Raw genomic sequence first — 24749 nt, 5'->3', positions numbered from 1 at the left:
ATGATTTTTAAGCGCTATTACGCCTCTGTTATTTGCCTGCTTCCCCCATATTCGCAATTTTGCATAGAAAAAAAGCACACAAAAAACCCGTAAGGCTTTTGGCGTGCTTCGCTCAAAAATTATTTCTATAATATCGTAAAATATCATTTTTTGTCAAATGTTTCCGTTAATTACATTCCAGCCTAACCCACTCTACCGCAAGCGGTCCGCCTTCGGCTTTAATGGTTACGCGACAGCGGCCGGATGCCAGCGTAACGCGTTCGATTGCGGCAGTCTCCTGCCACTCCGTACCGGTAAAAGCACAAATGCCCGCAAGATGGTTATTCACTCGGATAACCGCCACCGCCTCGCCTTCAATGGCCTTCGCGCGTACCGTCACGACATGCTCCAATTCCGTACCCTCCGGCAAATACAGCTCATACACCAGCCAATCCCCCGGTACCTCAAAGGCAGCAGCAAGTAACAAAAACAGCGCCTGCACACGCCGAATTAGAGCGGTTGCAAGCGCCGTTAAGGCAACTTTATCAACGGGTAAGATCCTTAAGCAATACCCGAATTTTTGAGTTGAAGCCAATTTATTGTCATCTTATTCTCTACGGTCCTTCGGAAGCAGAACCGATAACAATCCGATCAAAGGCAAGAAGCTGCAGGCCACCATCGTATCCAAAATGCCATAATGGTCGGCTGCCGTGCCAAGCACAATCGAGCCAAGCCCGCCCATGCCAAAGGCAAGACCCGTAATCAAGCCGGATGCCATGCCTACCTTGCCGGGCAGAAGTTCCTGCGCGTAAACAACGCTGACCGAAAAGCCGGACTGCAGGATAAATCCAAGCACGAAAATAACCGGATACACCCAGCCAAGCGAGACATGCGGCAGCAGCAGAGCGAATGGCGCGGAGCCGGCTATCGAGAACAGCATCATGCGCTTTCGGCCGAACCGGTCCGACAGAATCCCGCCGAAGAACGTTCCCAGCACGCCTGCCGCCATAAAGATAAAGAGCGGCACTTGAGCTGCTTTGATAGATAACCCGTATTTGTCCTGCATGTAGAAATTATAAAAGCTTCCAATTCCCGCCGCATACCACGAGCGTGCAAAAACAAGAATAAGCAGCAAGGTTAAGGCAAAAGCGATAACTTTTTTGTTGTATGGCGATACTGCCGGAGCGCTGCCGGCTGCTTTTTTCTTAACCGGCGTACCCTTCTCGGCCAGCTGCGCTCCATACCAAGGGACAACCCGGAGAAGCACAAGAATTGCGGCTATCGCAAGGAAAGTCCCAAGCACGGCACCGCGTTGGCCAAGCGGGACGAAAATATAAATCGTCATCAGCGGAGCAAGCGCCTGGCCGAAGTTGCCACCGACCTGATAGATCGATTGCGCAAGGCCGCGCCGTTCGCCCGCGGCAAAGAATACGACGCGCGAGCCTTCCGGATGGAAGACAGCCGAGCCAAAACCTACGAATACGACGGCAAGCAGCAGCATCCAGAAACTTGGCGCGTAAGCCAGGCCTACCATCCCGACCAGACTGCATCCCATACCCACCGGGAGCATCCATGGCGCGGGCTTTTTGTCCGATAATAAACCTACCGCAGGCTGCAGGACCGACGACGTCATATTAAGGGTAAAAGCGATCCAGCCGATCTGGCCGAATTTTAAACCAAGCGAATCCTCGAATATCGGGAATAAGGCCGATACGACCGATTGCATGGCATCGTTAAGCAAATGGACAGAGCTTATAGCAAAAAGTATAGAGTATACCGTCCCCAGCTTGACTGCCGGAGAAATTTTCGCCGAATTGCCGGACATGCCGATTCCTTCTTTCTATATGCCAAGCTTACCGGGCAGCACCCAAACGAATGCATACCGGACTTGGTACTTCAAGTATCGTACCTTCCGAGTGGATATGACCCGTCTCTTCGTTAACGGAGAACAACACGATATTGCCTGTTTTCTGATTCGCGACTAGCAGCTGGCTGCCATCCGGCAGTACAAGGAAGTTCCGCGGAGCATCGCCTTCACAAGAAGCGTTCTGCAGAAGCGTTAAGCTTCCGTCTGCTTGATCAACGGAAAATACAGCGATACTGTTATGACCGCGGTTGGAGCTGTACAGGTAACGGCCGCATGGCGACAGATGAATATCCGCAGCATCATTGTAGCCCGAGAAGCCCTCCGGCAGAGCGGATACGGTCTGAACAGGCGTGAGCTCCCCGTTCGCCGATACATTCAGCAAGGTAACTGTCGAATCCAGTTCATTCATCACATAAGCCGTGGACAAGCTCTGATGAAATACAATATGGCGCGGACCGGCGCCCGAATGAAGCTTGCAGGAGCTTTGCTTCACAAGCTTGCTGCCTTCTTCGATCCGGAAGGTATGGATCAGGTCCGTGCCAAGATCATTCAGATAAACATAATTACCGTTTACGACAATGGCATGCGCATGAGGTGCTTCCTGACGCGCGGCATTCGAGCCCAGCGGTGCCTCTTCCCGAACTATGGAAGATGCCGGCGCAAGCGTGCCGTCTTCATGAATAGGAAGAAGCGCTGCGTTACCTCCGGTATAGTTCGCAACCAATACAGCGTTATTCGCGGAATCGACCGTTATGTAGCAAGGATCCGCGCCATACGTCAGCTGGCGGTTCAGCTCCGTTAGCGCTCCGCTTCCTTCTTCAATCGCAAAGGATACAACCGAGCCTCCCGCTTCATCGCCGGTCTGCCCCGTTTCGCTTACCGCATACAAGTGACGGCCAGCCGAATCAACGGCCAGATAGGATGCGTTTTGAACTTTAGTCACTTCCTGCTTGACCGAAATCTTGCCTGCGGCGCCGTCAAAAGAACATACGCGAATCGTCGGTTCAGCTGCGGCTCCATAAGAGCCAACGTATAAAATGCCAGCAAAGGTCTGGTTCTTGCTCATTTGCTCAACAACCTTTCTTTAGGTAGAGTACAGTAAAGTGAACATAGCATAAGCCATCCGTCTTCACAATGCTTTTAAACAAACATTCTGACGCCTATAAAAAAATGTCTTTTCAACCATGAATAGGCGTGATATAATGTAAGCGCTATCAAATCAGTAGTTCACATTTCTAAGGGGGAATCGGAATGATGAATACTACGCTGAGCGGCCGAAATATCTACGAGGATTTCGAACTGGAATCGGATGTGCTTTACTTCAAGCTTGGTACTCTTGGTCTAGTCAGCTTCCACGGCAGAAACTACAACATAAAGAAGAGAATGACTGCCGAACAGATCCAGCAGCTCACCGCAAATAGCAGCTTCTATCCGGTGAATACGAATTGCTACATTAATATCGGCAAGATCAAGTCCATTGCCGGCGGCGTCGTATACTTTGGCTCGGAATATCACGAGACGAAGCAAGTACCGGTACCTAGGCGCAAACAATACGTGCTGCAGCAGCTTTTCACTCAACGCACGATTAACAACGAGCTGCGCATAACACCATAAGCTCTGCCTGTACGGACAACCGCCGCATTCCAGCCCTGGAATGCGGCGGTTGTCTGTTCAAGTTCATCCTGTTATTCTAAGGGAAGGTTGATTATAAGGAGGCATTATCAATGAGCACGCAAGGAAAAGCATTCGAGGAACAATATAAAGGCGAGCCTGCGGTATGGCTGCAATGGGGCTCTTACGAAGCTGCCGTGCTTCCTGGCGTTGGCGCGAATCTGATCGCATTCCGCGACACAAGCAAAGGCTATCATATTCTCCGCGAGCCAGCCGAGCAAGAAATGGAAGCGTTTAAAGCGAACCCCGGCGTTCACGGGATTCCGGTATTGTTCCCGCCGAACCGTTATGAAGACGGTACCTTTGAGTTGGGCGGCAAAACGTATACGTTCCCTATTAACGAGCCTAAGACAGGCAACCATCTGCACGGCTTTGCCCATACGGCGGTCTGGACGGTTGAGGACTACGGCGTAAACAAAACGGAAAGCTACGTATCCCTGAAGCTGTCGGTGGACGAGAAGCATCCGATCTTCGAATTCCTGCCGCACGCATTTACCCTTCGTCTGCGTTACGCCTTGAACGATACCGGACTTCTTCAGCATATTTCCGTACATAATGAAGGACAAGACGCCATGCCTTGCATGGTTGCCTTCCATACCGCCGTTAACGCGCCATTCGCGCCAAACAGCACGCCGGAAGACTGCTCCTTCACGATGACGATCGGCAAGCGCTGGGAAATGAGCGAGCGTATGCTGCCTACCGGCCGGTTCCTCCCGCTCTCCGAGGGCGAACAGGCAATTCAAACAACCGGCGTCCCTACTTATTGGGAAGCGATGGACAACCACTACACGGCAGAACCGCGCAACGGCCGCAACCAAATGGTGCTGACGGATGCGCGCGAGCAGGTTGCTCTCGTTTATGACGCGGGTACGGCCTTCAAGCAATGGATGGTATGGAATAACAACGCGACTAAAGGCTTCTTCTGCCCTGAGCCGCAGCTTAACCTGGTTAATGCGCCAAACGTTGACCTGCCGGCCGATGAGATTGGTCTCGTCAGCCTGGAGCCGGGCGGCATTTGGGAGAACTCGAGCCGTTTCTACCTGCGATCGGTAAAATAAAAAATACAACAGCCCCGGAGCATTTCCGGGGCTGCTGTATTTTAACCCCCATTACTAACGAAACCTCATATTCTTATTCCGCTCATTAGAGGCCTTTCAAAATTCTAACGAAACATCGAAACGTTATTTAAGAAACACCCCTGCCAAATCAGCCTAAACTAGCCAAATAACGATACTACGTTTCATTAGAGCTCAGAATCCGCTTCTATAGCGCAAATAAGAATATGACGTTTCGTTAAAACTCCGCTGCTCGGAAAAAAGGGCTGTTCCTTCCGGAACAGCCCTTTTCTTTCTATTCCAATCTCAGACCCACACCAAGCCGCTCCGCAGCCTCGGCATAATGCGCCGCAACGGCGACATCAAAGATCGCAAGCCCCATTGGCGTAAATAACGTTGGTCCCGCAGGTTGAATGATTTGCTCCAAAGGAAGCGTCAATGCATCGGCCAGCGTCAACGTATCTTCTGCCTGCAGGCCGGCATGCAAATGCAGACGCTCCGTATCCGTATCCGCCCGGCAAATCTCCTCCCAGCTGTCAACGATAATAGTGCCCACGTTAGATAATGCCTCCAATCGATAATCGCGCAGCGAGACATGCATCAGAATCGCATCCGGCTTGGCAGGCTCATCGATATAGCGCTCCGGCGCAGCCGTGCAAGTAAACACAACGTCCGCTCCCCGGTAAGCCTCCTGCCAGGATGCTGCTTTCTCAACCGGAATAACGGCCGGCACTCCCTTCAACCACTCATCAATCTCAATGTCCCTACGGTCAAAAACGGAAATTCGACTGATCCGGTCACCAAGCAGGCCGTTTAGCATATGCACGTGCATCCGCCCGATTGGCCCCATGCCGATCAACGCTACCTGCAACGGTGCCTCTTTTTCCGCAACCAGCTTGCGCAGCATCGCGCCGCTCACCGCCGCTGTCCGGATAGCGCTAATGAGGCTGCCCTGCACCATCGCAACGGGAACGCCGGTATCCGGGTCATTCAGAATCGTAACGCTGTTCGCTCTCGGCAGTCCATTCTCAATATTGCCCGGAAAGCTGGCAATCCACTTAAGCCCGGCAGCCCGCACCGGGCGGCTGACAAAAGCAGGCATAGCAATGATCCGGTTACGCTCATCCCCGTATTTCAGATAAGGCTTTATCGGCTGCGCGCACTCGCCGGCGGCGTAAGCAGCCGCCGCATCTCCAATAAGCTCAGCCAATGCCAGCCAGTCAATGCCGATCGTCCCAAGATCCCGTTCATTCAAATAAATCATGAAATGCTTCCTCCTTTCTTATGCAGACCGGACGTAAAAGCTTCGCCGAATATCCGTGATACCCACGTATCGTCATAAACGGTATTCAAATAGCGTTCTCCCCGGTCCGGCAGCAGTACCGCGCAGGTTGAGCCGGGCTCGATGAACGAACTATATTTTTCCACAGCCGCTATCACTCCCCCAGAGGAGCCTCCGGCCAGAATCGATTCCATGCGGACCAGCTTTCGGCAGCAGGCAATGCAATCTCGGTCGTTTACGCGTACAACCTCATGAATACCCTCGTCCGGACAAAGCCCCGGCTTAATGCCTGCCCCAAGTCCGGGCAGCAGACGCGTAACCTTTCCCTTTTCCCCGCCAAAAATAATGCTGCCTTCCGCATCTACCGCAATGACCTTCGTCTGCAGCCCGTTTTCCCGGATGTAGTCCACGCAGCCCCGAATCGTTCCGCAGGTGCTAACGCCGCAGAACAAATAATCCAGCTTGGGAAGATCGGCGGCCATCTCCGCCATCGTCGTCCGCTGATGGGACAAGGCATTGTTTTTGTTGCCGTATTGATTCGGCCAAAAAGCATCCGGCAGCCGCTTCAGCCACCTGCGAACGCGGGCAAGCCGTGCGGGCACGAATTCTCCCGTCTCCGGATCAGGCTTCTCGACCAGATCAATTCTCGCACCGTAAGCCCGGAGCACGCGAAGATTCGCTTCCGTTGTTTTGGGATCTACCACGCATATAAACTTAAAGCCCATCGTGTTGCACAACTGCGCAAGCCCTACCGCCAGATTGCCCGAGCTGGACTCCACGATAACGGAGCCGGGTTTTATCCGGCCATCCAATAACGCGGCCTCCAGCATAGCCTTTGCCGGACGGTCCTTTACGCTTCCGCCGGGATTATGCATCTCCAGCTTCGCGTATACCTCAAAATCGGCATGACCAAACAGTCTTCCAAGCTTCACCATGGGGGTATTGCCAATCATGGACGCAACATTATCGTAAACGCTCATCCATGATCCCTTCCTTCGCTGCCCTGCTGCACAAACAGCTTTTTCTGCTTAATCGGCTTTTTCCCCGTTCCCTCCGGCGTAGCGGAGTCCGTATCTTTGCCAAGAAACAAAACATCCATTTGTTCCAGCAGACCGCCCCGGATCATCGCGCCGATCGCGGGAATCGTGCTATGCAGTTCATCGCGAATCGCAGTCCGCACGTCTTCATTTAAATCATCGGCTGTCGTAATGTTGACCTGAAGCTTATTGCCGTTCACAAGCACCTTCACTACGGCCTGCCGGACATGCTTGAAGATCGCATTTTCGATATCGTAAATGCTGATTTTTTCCCCATGCTTGAGCTCCGGTCCGACCCGCTTCACAATAGCATCAAAGGTGGTCATCCGCTTGCCGTCCCGCTCTTCGACCCTTAAATCGCGGACGACATCGTAAGTGACGAAACGAAGCGCCGGGAAACGCCGCCGCACAAGCGAGGTTAACACCAGGAGCTGCTCTCCGGCAGGAAGCTCGACGTCGGGCAGACCTGCCTCTGCAGGTTCCACGCCCTCGGCTATAATGCCGTCCATAACCACATACCGTTCGATCGACCGGTCATAATAAGCAATTGTTCCAATCTCGATGCTGCCCAGCGTATCCATTACATCCCGTTCGGTAATGCCAAGACGTTCCGCAACCCGCTGACGCCACGCGGGCGGTGCCGGCTCCCCAACCAGAATGACGCATTGCACGCCCCAGTTAAAATCCGCAGGCGCAACGCGAAGCATCCCGTCAAGCAGAGAAGGCATCGTATACAGCACATCCGGTTGATACTCCGCAATACGGATCAAATGGGCGGCTGCAGGCAGGCCAAAAGGAACCGATTCGCATGCAAGACCTAGCTCTTCGAATATTTGCACCGCCGTAGCTTCCGCATGCCCCGTCCCCATATCGCTTAATGCCCGGGAAACTTCATAGTTTTTGAGGAGCTCCGCAAACATTTCTTTTTTATACTGAATATAAGCATCCTCGTCGCTGGCATCATAATAGATAGCTTTTCTTTTATTGCCGCTTGTACCCGAAGTCCGGTAGACATTCCAGTCTAGCGGAACAGCCTTCTCGTCGCTCTCGTAATAGGGCAGCAATCTGTCCTGCGTGAGAAGAGGAACATCCTCCCAATTGAAGCTTTTATTATCCCCGGTCATTTCTTTATACCAAGGATACAGCAGTCTCACTTCCTCCCATTTGGCGCGTAGAGAAGGTAAATTCATAGAAATAGGCATGAAGCATCCTCCATTTCAGTCGATCATTCTACCATTCTATGCGCCCCAAAAGAGAATCGCCCCCGCATAAGGCCCACTCGAAGCAGAAAAGGCAAGCATATCTTATTTCTGTAAGACTACCATGTCAGGAAGACGGAGGAAGATTGTATCCCTATGAAAAAAAGAAGAGGCGTATATAACAAATGGGCCAAAACCATTGTTCTAAACCAAAAGGCTTCAACCCGTAGTCATGTTCCGCATACTCTCCCGTTTAGCGAAAGATCTTTGAAGAGCATGCTGCGACTCTATCAAATGGTCTATGTAAAACCAAACAGCGGCTCTCACGGCGTTGGGGTTATGCGGGTAGAGCATAAGAACGGTACCTATTCCTATCAGCTCGGGGCAAAAAAGAGAAGAAATTTGACCTGGGCACAGCTTGTAGCTTCCTTGACGTACAAAATCCAAGGCACCAAATACATTATTCAACGCGGCATCCATTTGTCCAGATTCAAAAACCGGATCTACGACCTGCGGGTCGAAGTACAATTAAACGAATACGGGCGCTGGCAGATTACAGGCATGCTTGCCCGGGTTGCCCAGCAAGGCATGGCCGTAACCAACGGGGCGCAAGGCGCCGAAATCTACACCTTCAGTTCCGTTATAGCCTCCCATGGCGGAGCAGCGCTTGTTCGCAAGGTAACTTCACAGCTGAACAGCTTGTGTATCGAAAGCGCGCATATGCTCAAGGCCAAGTATCCCTTCTTGATCGAGCTGGGCTTCGACATTGCGCTGGACCAGCAGCTGCATCCTTGGATTCTCGAAGTGAATACAACCCCTGAGGCTATTCCTTTCAAGAAGCTTCCGACGCGCACGATGTATAATCGCATTCTCCATTTGCGCAAATTGAATGCCCGCAGAACTTAAGCGTGACAAGGAAAAACTTATTTGCTCTGATATTTTGAACAAGCTTTTTGAATAACTTCTATAGTAGGTCGACGCTTACGAAAACAAGAATTGCTTGCGATTTCTTAAGCCAATGCTTACGAGGAGGGTTCAACAGGATGTCCATCGTTCAAATGGAGCAGATTACGAAGCATTACCGCATGGGCGGGCAGCGTTACACGGCCTTGCAGCATATTTCGCTGGAAGTGCAGGAAGGCGAATTTGTTGCCATTCAAGGGCCGTCCGGCTCCGGTAAATCTACGCTCATGAATATCATGGGCTGCCTGGACACTGCCGACAGCGGCACTTATGTGCTGGAGGGCAGACGGGTATCGGCAATGAACGATAATCAACTGGCGGATGTGCGCAACAGGAGGATCGGGTTTATTTTTCAAAGCTATAATCTGATACCAACCTTGTCAGCCTACGACAATGTAGAGCTGCCGTTAATCTACCGGGGAATTCCCGGGCATCAGAGAAAAAAAGCGGTGCTGGATACGCTCGAATCGGTTGGGCTGGGCGGACATCTGCACCACCGCCCGGCGGAATTGTCAGGGGGGCAGCAGCAAAGGGTCGCAATTGCGAGAGCGCTTGCAACAAATCCTTCGATACTGCTCGCGGATGAACCTACGGGCGCGCTCGATTCGCATACGGGAAAAGAAATCATGGCGCTTTTAACCAAGCTTCATGCGGAAGGCCGTACGATTATCCTGATTACCCATGATCAGGCGGTGGCTTCGTACGCGGATCGAATCCTATATATTAGAGATGGAGCTATTGCTTAAATCTTAAGCCTCATTGCTTTCCGGCTGTATGCGGAGGGTTATGGGGCTTTTTGGCGTGCGGAAGCGGCGAAATTGACTTCTTGCGCCGGACAAGTTACTTTTAGACAATAAACAATGGCAAGTCAACGCAAGAAAAGAAAGGGTTATGTAAAATGTCGCTTACGCATGCAACTTTTGCCGGAGGATGCTTCTGGTGTATGGTTACGCCTTTTGAGGAGCTTCCAGGCATTCACGGAATCGTATCCGGTTATATGGGAGGCCATGTGGCCAATCCGACTTACGAAGAGGTTAAAAAAGGGACAACCGGTCATCTCGAGGTCGTCCAGATTACGTTCGATCCGGCGGTATTCCCTTATGAACGCCTGCTTGAGCTATTCTGGCCGCAGATTGACCCAACCGATGACGAAGGACAGTTCCAGGATCGCGGGAGCCAGTACCGCACCGCAATCTTCTATTATAACGAGGAACAGAAGGAGCTCGCCCTTGCTTCCAAGCAGGCGCTGGCGTTATCCGGCCGCTTCGACAAGCCGATTGTGACGGAGATTCGGGAGGCGGAGACGTTCTACCCGGCGGAGGATTATCATCAGGATTATCACAAGAAGAATCCGAAGCATTACAAAGAAGACCGCGCCCAGTCCGGACGCGACGAGTTTATTGAGCAGAACTGGAAATGATCGTTGTCTTCACAAAAAGAAACCCGCTTGGCCTGCCGTTATTGTAAATACGGCAAGCAAGCGGGTTTCTTTTTTATCCAAGCTTTACGATTGTCCGGCCGCGCACTTGACCTTGCAAAATAAGGGCAAGCTCCTCCGGCAGCTGCTCCAGCTGGATTTCGTTTACGATCGTGTTGCTTAGCATTGCAGGCTTCAGGTCTGAGGCGAGGCGCTCCCAAACCCGGCTACGGAGCTCCATCGGACATTCCACCGAATCGATGCCAAGCCAGTTCACCCCTCTAAGAATAAATGGATAAACCGAGGTCTCAACTTCAACCCCGCCGGTTAATCCGCTTGTGGCAACGGATCCTCCGTATTGGAGCGTGCTCAGCAGGTAGGAAAGTGTTTTCCCCCCAACCGGATCCACCGCAGCCGCCCAGAGCGGACGCCGGATCGGCCTCTGTTCCGTTTCCGTCAGTTCATCCCTGTGAATGACATGCTTGGCGCCAAGCTCCTTCAAGTAAGCCTCTTCGCTGAGTCTTCCCGTGCTGGCCGTTACCTCGTAACCCCGTTTGGCAAGTATGTTGACGGCAACGCTGCCTACCCCGCCGCTTGCACCCGCGACAACGACCGGACCTTTCTCCGGTGTTAGTCCGTTATCCTCTAGCCGCTGAACGGATAACGCCGCCGTAAAGCCCGCCGTTCCTAGGATCATGGCCTCGCGTTGCGTAAGCCCGGTTGGCAAAGGAACAACCCAGCTTGCGGGAACCCGTGCCAGCTCGCTGTATCCCCCATAATGCGTTACGCCAAGACCATAGCTTGTTACGATGACTTCATCCCCCGGCTTATAACGCGGATCCGTAGATTCGGTAACGGTGCCGGAAAGGTCGATGCCCGGGATATGCGGATAGCTTTTTATCATTCGCCCCCAAATTCCAACCATCCCGTCTTTATAGTTCACGCTGGAGTAGGCGACTCGAACGGTTACTTCTCCTTCGGGCAGATCGGCGGTAGTCAGATTTTTAATCGTTAGCGTTGGCGCTTCTTCCCCATTGTTATCTGCTACTAAAGCACGGAAGTGATCCATTCTTGCATCCACTCCTTCGGTTTCGTTTCTTCTATTGTACCGGAAAGAGAAGGGCACATCCAAATCGGGGAAGACTAATTAGCTCTTGACGATCCCAAACGCAAAGCCGTCATAGCCTTTGGCTCCAACCGTCTGGATAGCCGTTGCCGTCATTCGCGGATCCTCAGCCAGCAGTTCCATGAATTTGCGTACGCCTTGAACGCGGGGATCCGTGCTGTGTCTGTTTATCACCTCTCCCTCGCGAACGACATTGTCGCCAACGATAACCGTGCCGGGACGGGAGAAGCGCAGCGCCCATTGCAGATAATGGGGGTTATTCGGTTTGTCGGCATCAATGAAAATGAGGTCAAAAGGATCCGCCCCTTCCTCCTCCAGCTTTGCTAATTGCTCCAGCGCTTCACCGACCCTTATCTCTACTTTTTGGCTGAGTCCGGCTAATGCGATATTTTGACCGGCGACAACCGCATGATGGGGATCAAGCTCCAGTGTGATCAGCTTTCCGTGCTCCGGCAGTGCCCTTGCCATCCAGATCGTGCTGTAGCCGCCAAGCGTACCAATCTCCAATATCCGTTCCGCGCCAATCATCTGAGCATAGAGGCTGAGCAGCTTCCCTTGATTCGGCGCCACGTCGATGGCGGGCAGATCGGCCTCTTTGTTGTTTGCCAGCACCTGCTCCAGAATGGAGTCCTGCTGAATGAGCTGCTCCGTCAGGTAGGCATCAACTTTTTCCCAAGTGTGCAATGTACTCATCATAATCACTTCTCCTCGCTTTGAATTGACTTTCTACTTCCATAGTAAGCGAGTTATAATGATAAGAATAATATATGTTTTTCTTGAACTTATATATTTCATATATAGATTGATTGGAGGAGCCGCGTTTTGAATTTGCATGCCTTGCGTTTGTTTCATACGATTGCGGCAGCGGGGAGCGTAACCCGCGCATCCGAGCTGCTGAACATCAGCCAGCCTGCGATTACGGCCCAGATCAAGAAGTTTGAGAAAGAGCTGATGCTCGATCTCTTCAAGCCTCAAGGTAGAGGAATCGCGTTAACCGATGCAGGCGAGGAGCTTTCCGTGCTGGCCAAAAGACTGTTTGCCGTGGAGCATCAGATCGAGCAATTTGCCGTGAACTACCGCAGCGGCACCATCGGCAGCATCCGGCTTGCCGCTACCTATTTGCCTGCCCACTTCCTTATCCCGGCTTGGATCGCCAAGTTCAAGCAGCAGTTCGAGCAGGTCGAAATGAATATCACGACAACCAACTCAACCGGGGCCTTACAGCAGCTGCTGGACGTCGAAGCCGATATCGCCATATTTGGCGGAATGGCCGAGAATTATCCGGACACGATTCAGACAGAAGAATTGTTTCAGGATGAATTATGGTTTGTTGTAGCGCCGGGCCACCGGTATGCCAATCAGCAGGTTACGCTGTCCGAGATGATGAAGGAGCCATTTGTCATGCGCGAGGAAGGCAGTTCGACACGCGAACGCCTGCTGTCCTTATGCCGCACCTACAATTCCGCCGTTCCGACCATTTCCCTGCAATTCAACGGATTGCATGAAGCAATCACTGCCGTGATCGCAGGCTACGGCGCCAACTTCGTCTCCTCCCTCGTCGTCCGCGATTACGTCGAACGCGGCGACCTCGCCCGCGTCTATGTGGAAGGGATCAATCTCAAGAACACCATCGCCATCTGCACCCGCATAAACGAGCCGCTCCCCGCCTCGGCGATGAACCTCGTGCAGATGATCCGGCAGAATCCGTATGTGAGGTAGAACCTCGCATACGGCTATTCCAGCTCATCCCTCTGCAAGTCGGGTTTTTCCTCTTATTTTGAACTTAGAGCAGCAGGCTTTTTGCCTGCTATTGCCCCAGCTCCACCATTAAGACGCAAAAAAGCTGCCCCATTGGGGACAGCTTTCCGTCTGCTACAAGCCTAGCAGCTTGTAAATCACCTTCGCGCTTTCGGCCCGGGTTGTGTTGCCTTGCGGGTCGAATTTGCCTTGGCCCTTGCCGTTGATGAAGCCAAGCTTTACGGCTGCATCAATGGGCGCTTTTGCCCAGTCATGGATAGCGGCGGAATCGGTGAAAGTATTGCCTTCCGTATTGCCTTCCGTATTGCCTTCCATGCTGCTCTCTACTTTCTTGCCGCTTTTCGCTTCGTACGCGCGCATAAGCATAACCGCCATCTCTTCGCGCGTAATGACTGCGTTTGGCGCAAAGGTTGCAGCGGTACGCCCTTTGATTATGCCCGCTTCTGCCGCCGCTGCAACGCTATCGGCATACCACCTGCTGGCTGCTACATCCGCGAAGCCAGCCGGCTTGGTCGCCTGCAGGCTCATAGCCCGAACAAGCAGAGCTGCAAATTCGGCACGTGTCACGCTGCGTTCCGGTTCAAATCGGCCGGCCGTTACGCCAGTTATAACATGCTTAGATGCAAGTTCTGTGATCATTCCCCATGCCCAATGAGTCACAGGAACATCTCCAAAGGTCTTCGCATACTCCAATGCCGCATACTTGGAGAAATGCTGGATATTCGCCGTAATTGTACCGTCTGCATTAAACGTTCCCCCGACATACTCCAGCTTGCCGTCGTCTGCCACATAGTAAATACCGGTCAGCTTTTTGTTTGATTCGCTATCCAGCTTAAATGTCAGCTTCAGCGCTTCGTCAAACTTGCTTAATACCGCCGCTTCCTTGCCATTGCCATCCACTAGCGCCAGGCGGAAATCAACTACGGCAGAAGCCGGGCTTAGCTCCGCACCGTCTGACGCAGCAGCTTTTTTCAGCAAGTCCTGCTGCGCCGCTGCATCAAGCGGCTTAAGCTGCAGGACAATATGCGAAGCAGCACTAGACGCAGAGCCTCCCGCTATCTTCACCAGCTCTTGCAGCATCGCGCTTGGGATGAGCAGCGCCAGATCTCCTTGCTTCAGCTCCAGCGGCTTGCTGCCCAACAGCTCAGCAGCCCCCACCGGCAGGAGTACTTCCGTTTTACCCTCAACCGCAACAGTCACTTTACTGTCGCCGGCTTGCTTAACCGCATCCTTCAGCTGCTGTTCGGTCACCGTTACCGAAGAGCTGCCCGGCGTCACTCCGCCGCCGCTGCTGCCACTGCCATTTCCGTTGCCGTTACCATTGCCGTTTCCGCTATCGCCGCCGTCTCTCGTAATTACAAGCTCCATCGTTTTGGTCGCTTGCGAGGCGCGGCCTTTATCCGTGTACCAATCCTGCGCCAGCGTCTCGGCGCTTGGTTCAATGTGAAGCGTAAAGCGGTTCTCGCCCGGCTCAAGCGGAATATTTTCCGCATACACGTTGCCGTAAGCATCCATTGCTCCATCCGCCAGCGGCTGATCGTTAATCGTAAAGGCCACGCCATACGGCACATTGGCGCGCAGCGTAAACGATTCTTCATCCGTATCATACGAAATATTCTCGCCGTAAGAGATACGCGGCATTGTCAAAATCATAGGCATATCAACCCAACGCAGGACGTAATCGTCGACGACCATCGTATTGCCGCCCTGGTTCTTGATTGTCAGCCTCATATTCGTATCGGTCGAGGAGTAAGCATAGTTGCCGGCATCCACGGTATCGCTTGCCAGCCGGGCATGCGAGGTAAATGCCTCCGTCGCCCAGGTGCCGCGGGTATATTTGTACTGGATCGACTTGCCCGCCATCATTTTGAAGCTGTATTCCACCACATCTCGGGTTGTGGCGCCGCTTGGAACGGACAGCTTGTTGCCTGCCGAATTCCAGCCGTTCAGATCGCCCGCCAAGTAAATATCGTCCTTGACCGGCGTATAGCTTGGCAAATGAACGCGGAGCTTCACATCAACCATAACAAGCTTTGGCGTCACCGATTGCTCGCCCGAGTAAGCCCGGTTATACGCGTTGTCTACGGCAGCTACCTTGTACGTATAAGCCGTATCGTTGCTGACCGTAAAGTCCACATAAGACACCGCTGTTTTGGCCGCCGTTGCAATCTTCACAAATCGCGAATCCGCCGTCTTGCGGAAAATCTCGTAATGATCCACCGTGGTTTCTTCGGGATCCTCCGTCCAGTTCAGCAGCACGCGGTTGGATTCCACCGCAATCTCCGCAAGCACGGGGGCCTTCGGAGCTTCGGTATCCGAGCTGTCTGCCTGAACCGGCACCGCTGCCTCGGCCGATTCGGTATACGACTCGCCGTTATCCGTAGATACCCTCGCAAAATAATGATACGTGCCCGCTTCCGTTGGTTCAAAAGAAGCCCAGTATACCTTTCCGCCGTCTTCCGTATCGGATTTATAGCGAAGTTTGGTATCCTCAGCCGTCGCTTTGCCTGCCCCCTCTTTATAGAACGCAAGGCGTCCAATGACGTTTGGCGCTTCCTTGCCGGCATACGCCGCGTTGTCCGTCAGACCGGGAATATCAATCGTTACTTCAATATCGGAGGTCTTATGGCCAACGCCAAGCGTTACTTCCTCCGACTGCTTCGTAATTTCCACGCTGCTGACCGGGAACGATGGCGTAGCCGAGCCGTATTCGCTGAGCGGGCTTTCACCGTCTTTCGTCACGGCCGTCACCGTGTAGTAATATTTTTTGCCGTTCACGACATTCGTATCGGTCCAGTTTGCATCTGCCGGCTGCCCTGCCAGCTGCAGCTGCCCGCCTTCAATCGCCGCGCGGTATACGTTATAGCCGGAAGCGCCGGCTACCGCATCCCAAGTCAAAGCCACCTGCCCGTTGCCGCCGGTCGCACGGATATTCAACACCTGCGGAACCTGAACCAGCTCCGAGTTCGACGTCATCATGAGACCGCTCATCGCTTTTACCGTCAGCGTCACTTTGCCACCGGCAACAGATGCTTCTACATTGCTGCCAAGCTGGTCTTTCAGCGTCAGTCCTTCAGGCAGGAAGCCTGCCACATCCGCTTGAATGGACGCATCCGAAGAGCCCCGGTTCACCACGACAAGGCCGCCTTGGCTGCCCGTTTTCCGTGCATAGGCAATGACATCGCCCGTAATATAAGCCGTCTTCAGTTCGCCTGTACGGAACACTTCATTGTTCTCGCGTACAGTGCCTGCCTTTTGATACGTTTCGAACAGAGAAGCATATTTCCCAACCCCGGTATACTCTCCACCGGATTCCGATACGCGCTCCCAAGGGAACGTACGACGGGAGTCGGGATCTTTTGTACCGGCAAGACCAACCTCATCCCCGTAATAAATCGTTGGCGCACCCGGATAACCCATTTGGAAAATGGCCGTCAGCGCCTGCATCTTCAGCGCTTTGTCCGACGCCTCCGGCGCGATCGCCAAATGCTCCTCTTCCCATTCCGGCTTATCGTATTTCGTTATCGAACGGATCGTATCATGGGAATCGACCAGATTGAGCATCACTTTCCAAGCCTCCGCCGGATAATCCTCGCGGATCGACTCCAGCGCATCGTTAAACTGCTGGGCGTTGCCGCCAAGGATAAAGCTTTGCAGCGCGCCGCGGAAACGGTAGTTCATCACCGAATCGAACTGGTCCCCAAGCAGGAACCGCGTAGCTACGCCCCACTCTTCGCCCAGAATAATCGGCTCCGGAATGGTCTCGCCATTGCTGTCCTTGCGGCCTTCCGTCGACTTCACCGCTTCGCGGAACTTCTGCCAGGTGCCCGCGGATACATCCGGCGCAACGTCGAGCCGCCAGCCGTTTGCCCCCATCCAGCCCCAGCGCTGCGAGTTCGCCTTCTGCATCATCGCTGAAGCTTCTTCGTCCGTCTTGCCCGTCAGATTATGGCCGATAACGAGGTCGCGGTAACCTTGAACGTTCCATTCATGGTTGCCCGGAAGGCCTTCCGTATCGCCGGCTGCAGGCGTCGGCGCATCAATGACAGGCAAGGAATCGTAACCCCACCAGCCTTCGTATTTGTAATGGCCGTCTACCTTTTCATTGGTTACCGTAAACCAGGTTGTAAAATCAAAATCGTCCGGATACGCGTAATGCTTGCCCGTAGCCGGATTGATCTGGGCGGTAAAGGAATCAATGACCTGCTGTTTCGCAACATCAAGCGCCAAGCCATTGTCATTCACTTTGTCGTACACTTTTGCCCAGAACTCGTAAGCTCCGATCTCCGGGTATTTCTCATAGCGGTCAAAATAAATCGAATCATCGCCGACATGGTTAAACACGCCGTCAACAATGAGCATAATCCCCATCTGATGGGCTTTTTTCGCAAATTCGGTGAAAATGCGGTCGGAAGCTACCCTCGTCGCTTCGTAATCCAGCCCTGAGCTTGGATCGCCGGGCGTATTGTACACCGGCTCGCCAAACATCGGATCCAGATGCTCGTAGTCGGTCGCATCGTACTTATGGTTCGAGCCTGCCCAGGCAACCGGGTTGAAGTAGATGACGTTTACGCCAATGGACTTCAGGTAATCAAGTTTCTGCGAAGCCCCTTGAATATCGCCGCCGTAGAACTCGTTCGTCCATACGCCGTCCGATTTCGCATCCGGGAAGTAAGGCTTCTGCTCCGGCGAGATCCGGTCCGGATTTTCCGGCACGGTCGACCAGGTTCCGTCTACCTGATCCGGCGTTGGATCATTGGCCACTCCGCCGTCAAAATATTGCAGTTCATAGCCGCCCTTCGAAGTCACGCCGGCCGTTGCGCCATCTCCATCGGCTGGACCGCGGTAGCCGTCCTCCGTCTTCGCCCGGTTATTGTCTTTGTTGCCGTCATAGAACCGGTCGGGGAAAATCTGATACACAATGGCATTTTTCATCCAATCCGGCGTCGTAAAATCTTTATCGTAAACGGTCAGATCGTAAGGCAGCACGCCTTCATCCGCCGTTGTGCCGGTACCGCCGCGCGAACCGTCATCGCCGTATTCCACCTTCGCCGTTCCGTCGATCAGAATAAATTTATAACCCCATACCCCGATGCCCTTGAACGTCGAGCCCGGGATCGTCACTTCCCAATAATCCTTGTCGTCAAAGGAAGTCGCTTTGTGCATATCAAAAGCCGAAGCAAGCCCTTCCGGGTTACTCAGCTCTACCCGTACAACCTGCGCGTCGCCCGCTTCCGTCGCGATGCGGAGCGTTACATCCTCTACGCCTTCTTTTATCGCGCCAAACGGCTTCTTGTAAGTAACCGACCGGGAATCAAACAGCAGCTTGTCGCGCTTGATCATCCCGTCAAACTGGCTGTCCGCCGGCTTGTAATTCGTCACGATCGTCCGCTGCGCAGGCACGGTGCTGAACGTGATGTCGGCCGGATCCAGTGTCGTCAAAATAAAATTGTCGTTGCCCGATCCGTAATTATCCGCCGACCAATCGTCGCCCTGAACAACCTTCATCTCATAACGGCCTGCAGGCAGCGTACGCTGCAGCTTATAGACCGAGCCGTCAAAGTTGTAATCGACAAAGAGCTGCTTCGCTTGATCAGGCGCCCATGCGCCCTCGCCAAACTGCGTCTGAATGTCGCCAACAAGCCGCGGCCATTCCGCAGCGTCAAGAACCGGCGTGTATTGCGGAATGCCGCTTGCACCCGGCACGCTGATCCGAACTTTGCCAAGCTCGTCATTGACATAGAAATTCACTTTCGATGGAGCCGCCAGGTCAAAAGCAAAGTTATTGCCGTTGTCCGAATAACCGTCCCAGGTACCTTGTCGGACCAGCTTGAACTCGTAATGGCCCGCGTCCAGCACGGTCGAATAAGCGTAAAACTCGCCAACGAGATGGCTCATGAGCGTATCCGCCGAAGCGTTATTCCACCCTTGGAAGGAACCGGCAACCACCCATTTGGCGCTGCCTCCCAGCTGGTTGGCGAATACATCCGCAACTGGAGCATTGGCCGGCTGCTCGCCAACCAGAATTTTACTGTTTCCGTTCGACGTTTCCGAATTCGCAGGATCCTGGAACCAAATGCTTGGCAGCCCCTCAGCCGCCGAAATAAATTTATACGTATAAGTCCCGTCCGCCAGCGATTCAGCCGCAAAAGTGTAGTTACCCTCGCTTAGCACCATTTCATGCTGATCGTCAAAAGCATTCGCGTCAAAGCTTCCCGCCACCTTGAAATGCGGCGTATAGCTTAGATGAATCTTGCTGTTCTCGTCCGAAGTCACGCTCAGGTTCGGATTATCCAGCCAGTTGCCGTTCACCAGAAACTTGTAGCCATAGGCCTTGTTAGGCGCATCGCCCGTCACCTCTGCCGTGTACGTACCGTCACCGTCCCCATCGGTCAGCGTTACGGCCGGATCGCTCCAGCCGTTGAAATCGCCTTTGGCCGTAATGCCGACCGATGATTTCGGCAGAACAAAATGAATCGTGCTACCCTCCGCATAGGTTCCGCTGACAGCGCTTGCTTGAACCTGCTTGGGCATCAGCCCCACCACCTGAATAACCATCATGATCGCCAGCAGCAGCGACCATACTCTTGTCTGTTTTCTGCTCCTCACATGCTTCATCATATGCGCGTAATCCTCCCTAGTACCTTCAATTTAGGCAAACGATTGCACAACAAGACGCAAAAAGCTCCTTTCCGCCGATAAAAAAAGCTATCCCTTGGGTTAGAAGAGATAGCGGGGTTGTTCCGGCTTTTGCAGTAAAGACCGGAAGGCATTGCCCTTAAATTAGGCATTTATCAGCTTAAGTTCATTACCCTCATCCTATTATGAAAACGCTTTACAGTCAATAATCCGTTAGAAGAAATTTACTATTCGACAGAAACGATAAAAATATGAGCAACCGTTTGCGCATATTGGACTATTGAAAAGATGGGATATAGGCGGTACGGGCAGTATCGGCTGCCCCTCCTTCTACGCCTTCACCGCATCGTATGCGATCAGCCAGCAATCCCGGTATTCCCCCTCATGCCACTCATGCTTCTCCAGCAGCTTCACCTTCTTAAAGCCGCACTTCTCATACACTCTTAGCGCTCTTGCATTCCAGGCTTGCGGGTCCATGACAATCTTCCGCGCTCCCCGGTCGTTAACCAAATAACGCACCGTTTCTTTGATCAGCCCCGTGCCGATCCCCTTGTTCCAATAACGAAATTCGCCAATGAATTGATCCATGCCATAGATGCTGCCCGCTTCATCCGAGAGTCCGTAAATCTCCCTTTCCTCTTCCCCAATCTCATAAAATTGCAGATAGCCGATATCGGCTCCGTTATATCGAATAATGCAGGGAATAATCTCTTCCCGATCCTCGTAAAAATGCTTCCGGACCAGTTCCGCGTCAAGCGGCCTGTCCCTGCCCTCGTAAAATTCCAGCACCACCGGATCGCTCAGCCAACGGACGAGCAGCCCCGCATCCTCCGTTTCAAGCGTGCGGAGACCAACCTCTTTCCCTTGAAAAAGAATCATCGTTTCACCTCATTATTTGATCAGATGCTGCCTATACGTCAGCGGAGCCACGCCCATGATCTGGCGGAAAATTTTACTGAAATACGAGGGGTTCGCAATTCCTACCCTGTAGCCGATTTCCGATAACGGCAAGGATGTCTTGCGAAGCAGCGAGCAGGCATGCCGGATCCGCGTCGCCTGGGTATAGGCCACAATCGTTGTGCCGGTCGACTCCTTGAACAGGTGAGCCACATGATAAGGCGACAAATGAAGCTCGCCTGCCAGGTCCTCCAGCCGGAACGGCTCCATATAATGCTTCTCTATCCATCCGATAATTTCTTCCACATGAAGATTATGCTTCTTCAGATAAGCCGATTCCCCGTCCGGGCTTTGCTTTAACTGATGCACAAGGCTGAGCAGGAAGACGCCCATGTTTTCCTCGAAATCCGCCTCTCTCTTGCCGCCCATCGTTAGACTGAACTGCCTCAGCAAAGCGACAAACGGCTCGCTCTCCGGCATGGCGTTCACCGGATGCACATTGGCCTGCTGCAGCATTAAGCGCTGGAAGAAGCTTTTTAAACTCGGAAAATCATTCAAATACCCATGCAGCACAGCCGGCTCGAACAGCAGCACGCTGCGGATGAAGGGTTCCGCCTCCGTCACCTGAATCTGAATCCGGTGCATCTGCAGCGGCGGGAAAACCAGCAGCGTATTGGGCTCAATCGAATACGATTTTCCGTCGATAATGAGCAGCCCCCGGCCCTCATGCACATACGTAAGCTCCATCTGGGAATGGGCATGAAACACCTCGCGGAAATAGTCCCTGGACGTTCTGCGGTACTCGTATTCGAATAATCTCTTTGCTTGAACCATCCGATTCCCACCTTCTCAAGATAACCGCAAGATATAAACATTTTACCGCAAAATCGAGCGACAAAGGATGTCTTTTTCCATATATCCTAGAAGCAATTCCACTAAAGGAGATGTTTCTCGCTTGAATAAATCAGATGGCATGAATTATGCGCCGCAAGGCAAACCCAATCCGGTCGTATCGCCTGGGGAGTTTCAATTCGCGGCAATCGCGCTGGACCACGGGCATGTCTTCGGCATGTGCAACGGATTGATTGAAGCAGGCGGCGAGCTTGTATACGTGTACGATCCGGATCCGGAGAAGGTTGCCCGGTTCGTCAAGAGCTATCCTCAGGTTAAGGTTGCTGCTTCGGAGGAGGAAATTTTCGCCGATTCCCGGATTCAACTGGTTGCTTCCGCGGCTATTACTTCGGAACGCTGCGCGCTTGGCCTTCGGGTGATGCGGGCGGGCAAAGATTATTTTACGGACAAAGCCCCGCTCACAACGCTGGAGCAATTGGAAGACGCCAAGCGGGTTTCCGCCGAGACCGGACAAAAATACATGGTTTACTACGGCGAAAGGCTCCATAACGAAGGAGCTTTATTCGCCGGCCAACTGATCGAGCAAGGAGCGATCGGACGGGTCGTGCAGGTTATGGGCTGGGGACCTCATCGGACGAATGCGAAATCCAGACCGAAATGGTTCTTCGAACGGGAGAAATACGGCGGCATTATTTGCGATATCGGCAGCCATCAAATCGAGCAGTTCCTGTCCTATACGGGAGCTAAGGACGCGCAGGTCGTACAGTCCCGGATCGCCAACTACCATCATAAGGACTATCCGGAGCTGGAGGATTACGGCGATGTCATGCTGACGGGCGATAACGGCGCGGCGGCGTACTTCCGGGTGGACTGGCTGACGCCTGACGGGCTGAGCACTTGGGGCGACGGGCGGACGCTTATCCTTGGCACGGAAGGTTATATCGAAGTCCGCAAATACGTGGATCTTGCCAGGAGTCCCGAAGGCGATCAGGTGTACATGGCTAACCAAGAGGGAGAGTTTCATTTTTCCGTGAAAGGTCAAGTTGGTTACCCGTTCTTCGGTCAGCTTATTCTCGACTGCATCCACCGTACGGAAAATGCCATGACTCAAGAGCATGCTTTCAAGGTTGCCGAGCTTAGCGTATTAGCCCAAAATCTTGCGGTTCGCATGGAATAGGGGAGGATTTCACGATGCTTAAAGTAGCGATTATTGGATCCGGGGCCATCAGCAGAGCCCATATTGACGCTTATCAGAAATTTTCGGACAGATGCCGGATTGTTGCCGTTACGGATATTTACTTAGACAAAGCCGAGAGCCGCATTGCCCAATGTGGACTTACCGAGGCGAAGGCATACAGCGATTACAAGGAGCTCCTGGAGCAGGATATCGATCTGGTCTCCGTTTGCACGCCCCCTTACACGCATGCCGAGATTGCCGTTGACTTCCTCCGCGCGGGCAAGCATGTCCTGGTCGAAAAGCCGATGGCCTCCTCGCTCGAAGAATGCGATGCCATGAACCGGGCGGCCGAGGAAAGCGGCAAGCTCCTGTCTATCGTTGCCCAGAACCGCTTCCGCACGCCGATGATGAAGCTTAAGGGAGTGCTCGACAGCGGGCTGATTGGCCCCGTTGTCCACTCGCAGGTCGATTCCTTCTGGTGGCGCGGTCACTGCTACTATGACCTGTGGTGGCGCGGCACGTGGGAGAAGGAAGGCGGCGGCTGCACGCTTAACCATGCCGTTCATCATATCGACGCGCTGCTCTGGATGATGGGCCGGCCAGCCGAGCTGCAGGCGTTCATGAGCAATACGTCGCATGATAACGCGGAAGTGGAGGACCTGTCGATTGCGATGCTCAAATTCGCGGGCGGCGGTCTTGGCCAAATCACGAGCTCCGTCGTCCATCACGGCGAAGAGCAGCAGCTTATTTTCCAAGGCAAAGCAGCACGGATTTCCGCCCCATGGAAGCTTGTGACCTCCAGCTCCATGGATAACGGCTTCCCAACGCCGAACACGGCTCTCTCCTCCGAAATTCAAGCCTATTACGACAACCTGCCGGAGGTAACCTACGAAGGGCATGTCGGGCAGGTCAACAACGTATTGTCCGCGATTGAAGGCGGGGAATCTCTGTTGATTGACGGACATAGCGGACGCGCGACGCTCGAGCTGATTCTTGGCATTTACAAATCCGCCAGCACCGGGGAAAAAGTTACTTTCCCGCTCGCCGCCGATGATCCGTTCTATACGCGCCAAGGCATCCAGGACAACGTCCCTCATTTCTACGAAAAAGGGGCCTCCGTCGAGAACTTCCAGGACCTCACGATTACGACAGGCAGCAATTTGTGAGGCTAGCAGATGGACGTGGAGGAATAAGACCCTGTGGGGGTCTTATTCTAGCTGAAGTTACTCTACTGGTAATGAATAAGACCCTGCTGGGGTCTTATTTCTTTAGGAGCAGCTTTAATGGGTCAGTTTCGTCACTCGCGCTTGCGAATAAGACCCTGCAAGGGTCTTATCACGCTTCAAATTACCCTACTATTGCTGAATAAGACCTTGCGAGGGTCTTATTACATCTGCACGCCTTCTAATCAGGCCAGTTTGGATACACGCGATGGCAAATAAGACCGTGCCAGGGTCTTATCGTATTCCAAATTATTTACTATTGCTGAATAAGACCCTGCGAGGGTCTAATTTCATCTGAGTGGGGGATTTTGCAAGCTGTTTGCCGCTTGTTCTGAGTAATTAAGCCCCTTAGGGGCCTTAACTCCACCTAAGCTAACTAATTTTATTACCCTAAGGTCCCTCAGGGACCTTAAGCTTCTGCAAGCCCACTATTTGAACACATTTGGGTACCATAGCAATGGGACCTCCTCTCTATATTGGATCCCATCCAACGTAATTGCACATTTGACCTCACTTTCCAATCTACATTGGATTTAATACACCATAATGCACGCCTAACTGCCAAGTAACCCCTCAATGGTCTTAAACTAAAAAGTAGACACTTCGT

The 24749-nt window shown here is 53.0% G+C and carries 19 protein-coding genes; 8 read left to right on the top strand and 11 right to left on the bottom strand.

The genetic code is table 11. From position 1 onward, the window contains the following. Nucleotides 1-166: 166 nt before the first annotated feature. From CFI03_RS25900 to CFI03_RS25890, 3 genes are all read right to left on the bottom strand, one after another. A complete protein-coding gene (locus CFI03_RS25900; protein ID WP_248760873.1) occupies nucleotides 167-466 on the bottom strand; it encodes a hypothetical protein in 300 nt (99 codons plus the stop codon). A 120-nt stretch (nucleotides 467-586) separates the two neighbouring features. Next, entirely contained in the window at nucleotides 587-1804 is a 1218-nt protein-coding gene (locus CFI03_RS25895; RefSeq protein ID WP_248760870.1) for an MFS transporter, read from the bottom strand. 28 nt (nucleotides 1805-1832) lie between these two features. After that, nucleotides 1833-2912 carry a lactonase family protein gene (locus tag CFI03_RS25890; protein ID WP_248760869.1) on the bottom strand — a complete coding sequence of 360 codons (1080 nt, stop codon included), beginning with the start codon at nucleotides 2910-2912 and terminating at the stop codon, nucleotides 1833-1835. Between the two features lie 185 nt (nucleotides 2913-3097). Between CFI03_RS25890 and CFI03_RS25885 the strand changes: the two genes are divergently transcribed. Both CFI03_RS25885 and CFI03_RS25880 read left to right on the top strand, forming a co-directional pair. Continuing rightward, nucleotides 3098-3460, top strand: a complete 363-nt coding sequence (locus CFI03_RS25885) for a LytTR family transcriptional regulator DNA-binding domain-containing protein (RefSeq protein WP_127491869.1) — start codon at nucleotides 3098-3100, stop codon at nucleotides 3458-3460. A gap of 110 nt (nucleotides 3461-3570) precedes the next feature. Beyond that, entirely contained in the window at nucleotides 3571-4575 is a 1005-nt protein-coding gene (locus CFI03_RS25880; RefSeq protein WP_248760867.1) for an aldose 1-epimerase, read from the top strand. Between the two features lie 292 nt (nucleotides 4576-4867). Here the strand turns inward: CFI03_RS25880 and sbnB are convergent, their stop codons facing one another. From sbnB to CFI03_RS25865, 3 genes are read right to left on the bottom strand one after another with little or no spacing between them, the layout of a single operon-like run. Then, entirely contained in the window at nucleotides 4868-5836 is a 969-nt protein-coding gene (sbnB, locus tag CFI03_RS25875) for a 2,3-diaminopropionate biosynthesis protein SbnB (RefSeq protein ID WP_248760865.1), read from the bottom strand. Continuing rightward, entirely contained in the window at nucleotides 5833-6834 is a 1002-nt protein-coding gene (sbnA, locus tag CFI03_RS25870) for a 2,3-diaminopropionate biosynthesis protein SbnA (protein WP_248760863.1), read from the bottom strand. The genes sbnB and sbnA overlap by 4 nt, the downstream gene beginning before the upstream one ends. Then, a complete protein-coding gene (locus CFI03_RS25865; RefSeq protein ID WP_248760861.1) occupies nucleotides 6831-8093 on the bottom strand; it encodes a phenylacetate--CoA ligase family protein in 1263 nt (420 codons plus the stop codon). The genes sbnA and CFI03_RS25865 overlap by 4 nt, the downstream gene beginning before the upstream one ends. Nucleotides 8094-8246: 153 nt before the next feature. On the opposite strand from CFI03_RS25865, the gene CFI03_RS25860 reads away from it, so the two are divergent. From CFI03_RS25860 to msrA, 3 genes are all read left to right on the top strand, one after another. Then, nucleotides 8247-8996 (top strand): YheC/YheD family protein, encoded by a 750-nt coding sequence (locus tag CFI03_RS25860; protein WP_248760859.1) that lies wholly within the window; start codon nucleotides 8247-8249, stop codon nucleotides 8994-8996. A 137-nt stretch (nucleotides 8997-9133) separates the two neighbouring features. Next, nucleotides 9134-9799 carry an ABC transporter ATP-binding protein gene (locus CFI03_RS25855; protein ID WP_283094699.1) on the top strand — a complete coding sequence of 222 codons (666 nt, stop codon included), beginning with the start codon at nucleotides 9134-9136 and terminating at the stop codon, nucleotides 9797-9799. 152 nt (nucleotides 9800-9951) lie between these two features. After that, complete coding sequence (gene msrA / locus CFI03_RS25850) at nucleotides 9952-10473, top strand: peptide-methionine (S)-S-oxide reductase MsrA (RefSeq protein ID WP_248760850.1); 522 nt, start codon at nucleotides 9952-9954, stop codon at nucleotides 10471-10473. Nucleotides 10474-10546: 73 nt separating this feature from the next. Here the strand turns inward: msrA and CFI03_RS25845 are convergent, their stop codons facing one another. Both CFI03_RS25845 and CFI03_RS25840 read right to left on the bottom strand, forming a co-directional pair. Continuing rightward, on the bottom strand, nucleotides 10547-11539 hold the full coding sequence (locus tag CFI03_RS25845) for an NADPH:quinone oxidoreductase family protein (protein WP_248760840.1): 993 nt from the start codon (nucleotides 11537-11539) through the stop codon (nucleotides 10547-10549). A 78-nt stretch (nucleotides 11540-11617) separates the two neighbouring features. Then, nucleotides 11618-12289, bottom strand: coding sequence for an O-methyltransferase (locus CFI03_RS25840; protein WP_248762441.1), 672 nt, complete (start codon nucleotides 12287-12289; stop codon nucleotides 11618-11620). Between the two features lie 129 nt (nucleotides 12290-12418). On the opposite strand from CFI03_RS25840, the gene CFI03_RS25835 reads away from it, so the two are divergent. Continuing rightward, the gene (locus CFI03_RS25835; RefSeq protein ID WP_248760831.1) at nucleotides 12419-13315 is read left to right on the top strand and encodes a LysR family transcriptional regulator; all 897 of its coding nucleotides are present in this window, start codon (nucleotides 12419-12421) and stop codon (nucleotides 13313-13315) included. Between the two features lie 153 nt (nucleotides 13316-13468). Here CFI03_RS25835 and CFI03_RS25830 read toward each other — a convergent pair whose 3' ends face one another. The 3 genes from CFI03_RS25830 to CFI03_RS25820 form a co-directional block, all read right to left on the bottom strand. After that, nucleotides 13469-19975, bottom strand: a complete 6507-nt coding sequence (locus CFI03_RS25830; protein ID WP_248760829.1) for an alpha-amylase family glycosyl hydrolase — start codon at nucleotides 19973-19975, stop codon at nucleotides 13469-13471. Nucleotides 19976-20323: 348 nt separating this feature from the next. Then, nucleotides 20324-20872, bottom strand: coding sequence for a GNAT family N-acetyltransferase (locus CFI03_RS25825; RefSeq protein ID WP_248760820.1), 549 nt, complete (start codon nucleotides 20870-20872; stop codon nucleotides 20324-20326). 12 nt (nucleotides 20873-20884) lie between these two features. Beyond that, nucleotides 20885-21724, bottom strand: a complete 840-nt coding sequence (locus tag CFI03_RS25820; RefSeq protein WP_127491897.1) for an AraC family transcriptional regulator — start codon at nucleotides 21722-21724, stop codon at nucleotides 20885-20887. 121 nt (nucleotides 21725-21845) lie between these two features. Here CFI03_RS25820 and CFI03_RS25815 point away from each other — a divergent pair, with 121 nt between their 5' ends. Both CFI03_RS25815 and CFI03_RS25810 read left to right on the top strand, forming a co-directional pair. Then, complete coding sequence (locus tag CFI03_RS25815) at nucleotides 21846-22919, top strand: Gfo/Idh/MocA family protein (RefSeq protein WP_248760819.1); 1074 nt, start codon at nucleotides 21846-21848, stop codon at nucleotides 22917-22919. A 14-nt stretch (nucleotides 22920-22933) separates the two neighbouring features. Further along, complete coding sequence (locus tag CFI03_RS25810; protein ID WP_248760817.1) at nucleotides 22934-24085, top strand: Gfo/Idh/MocA family protein; 1152 nt, start codon at nucleotides 22934-22936, stop codon at nucleotides 24083-24085. Nucleotides 24086-24749: the final 664 nt, after the last annotated feature.

The sequence above is a fragment of the Paenibacillus sp. ATY16 genome (assembly GCF_003399985.2).
GTDB classification, from domain to species: domain Bacteria; phylum Bacillota; class Bacilli; order Paenibacillales; family Paenibacillaceae; genus Pristimantibacillus; species Pristimantibacillus glycanilyticus.
This window is presented reverse-complemented; position numbering and strand designations above follow the sequence as displayed.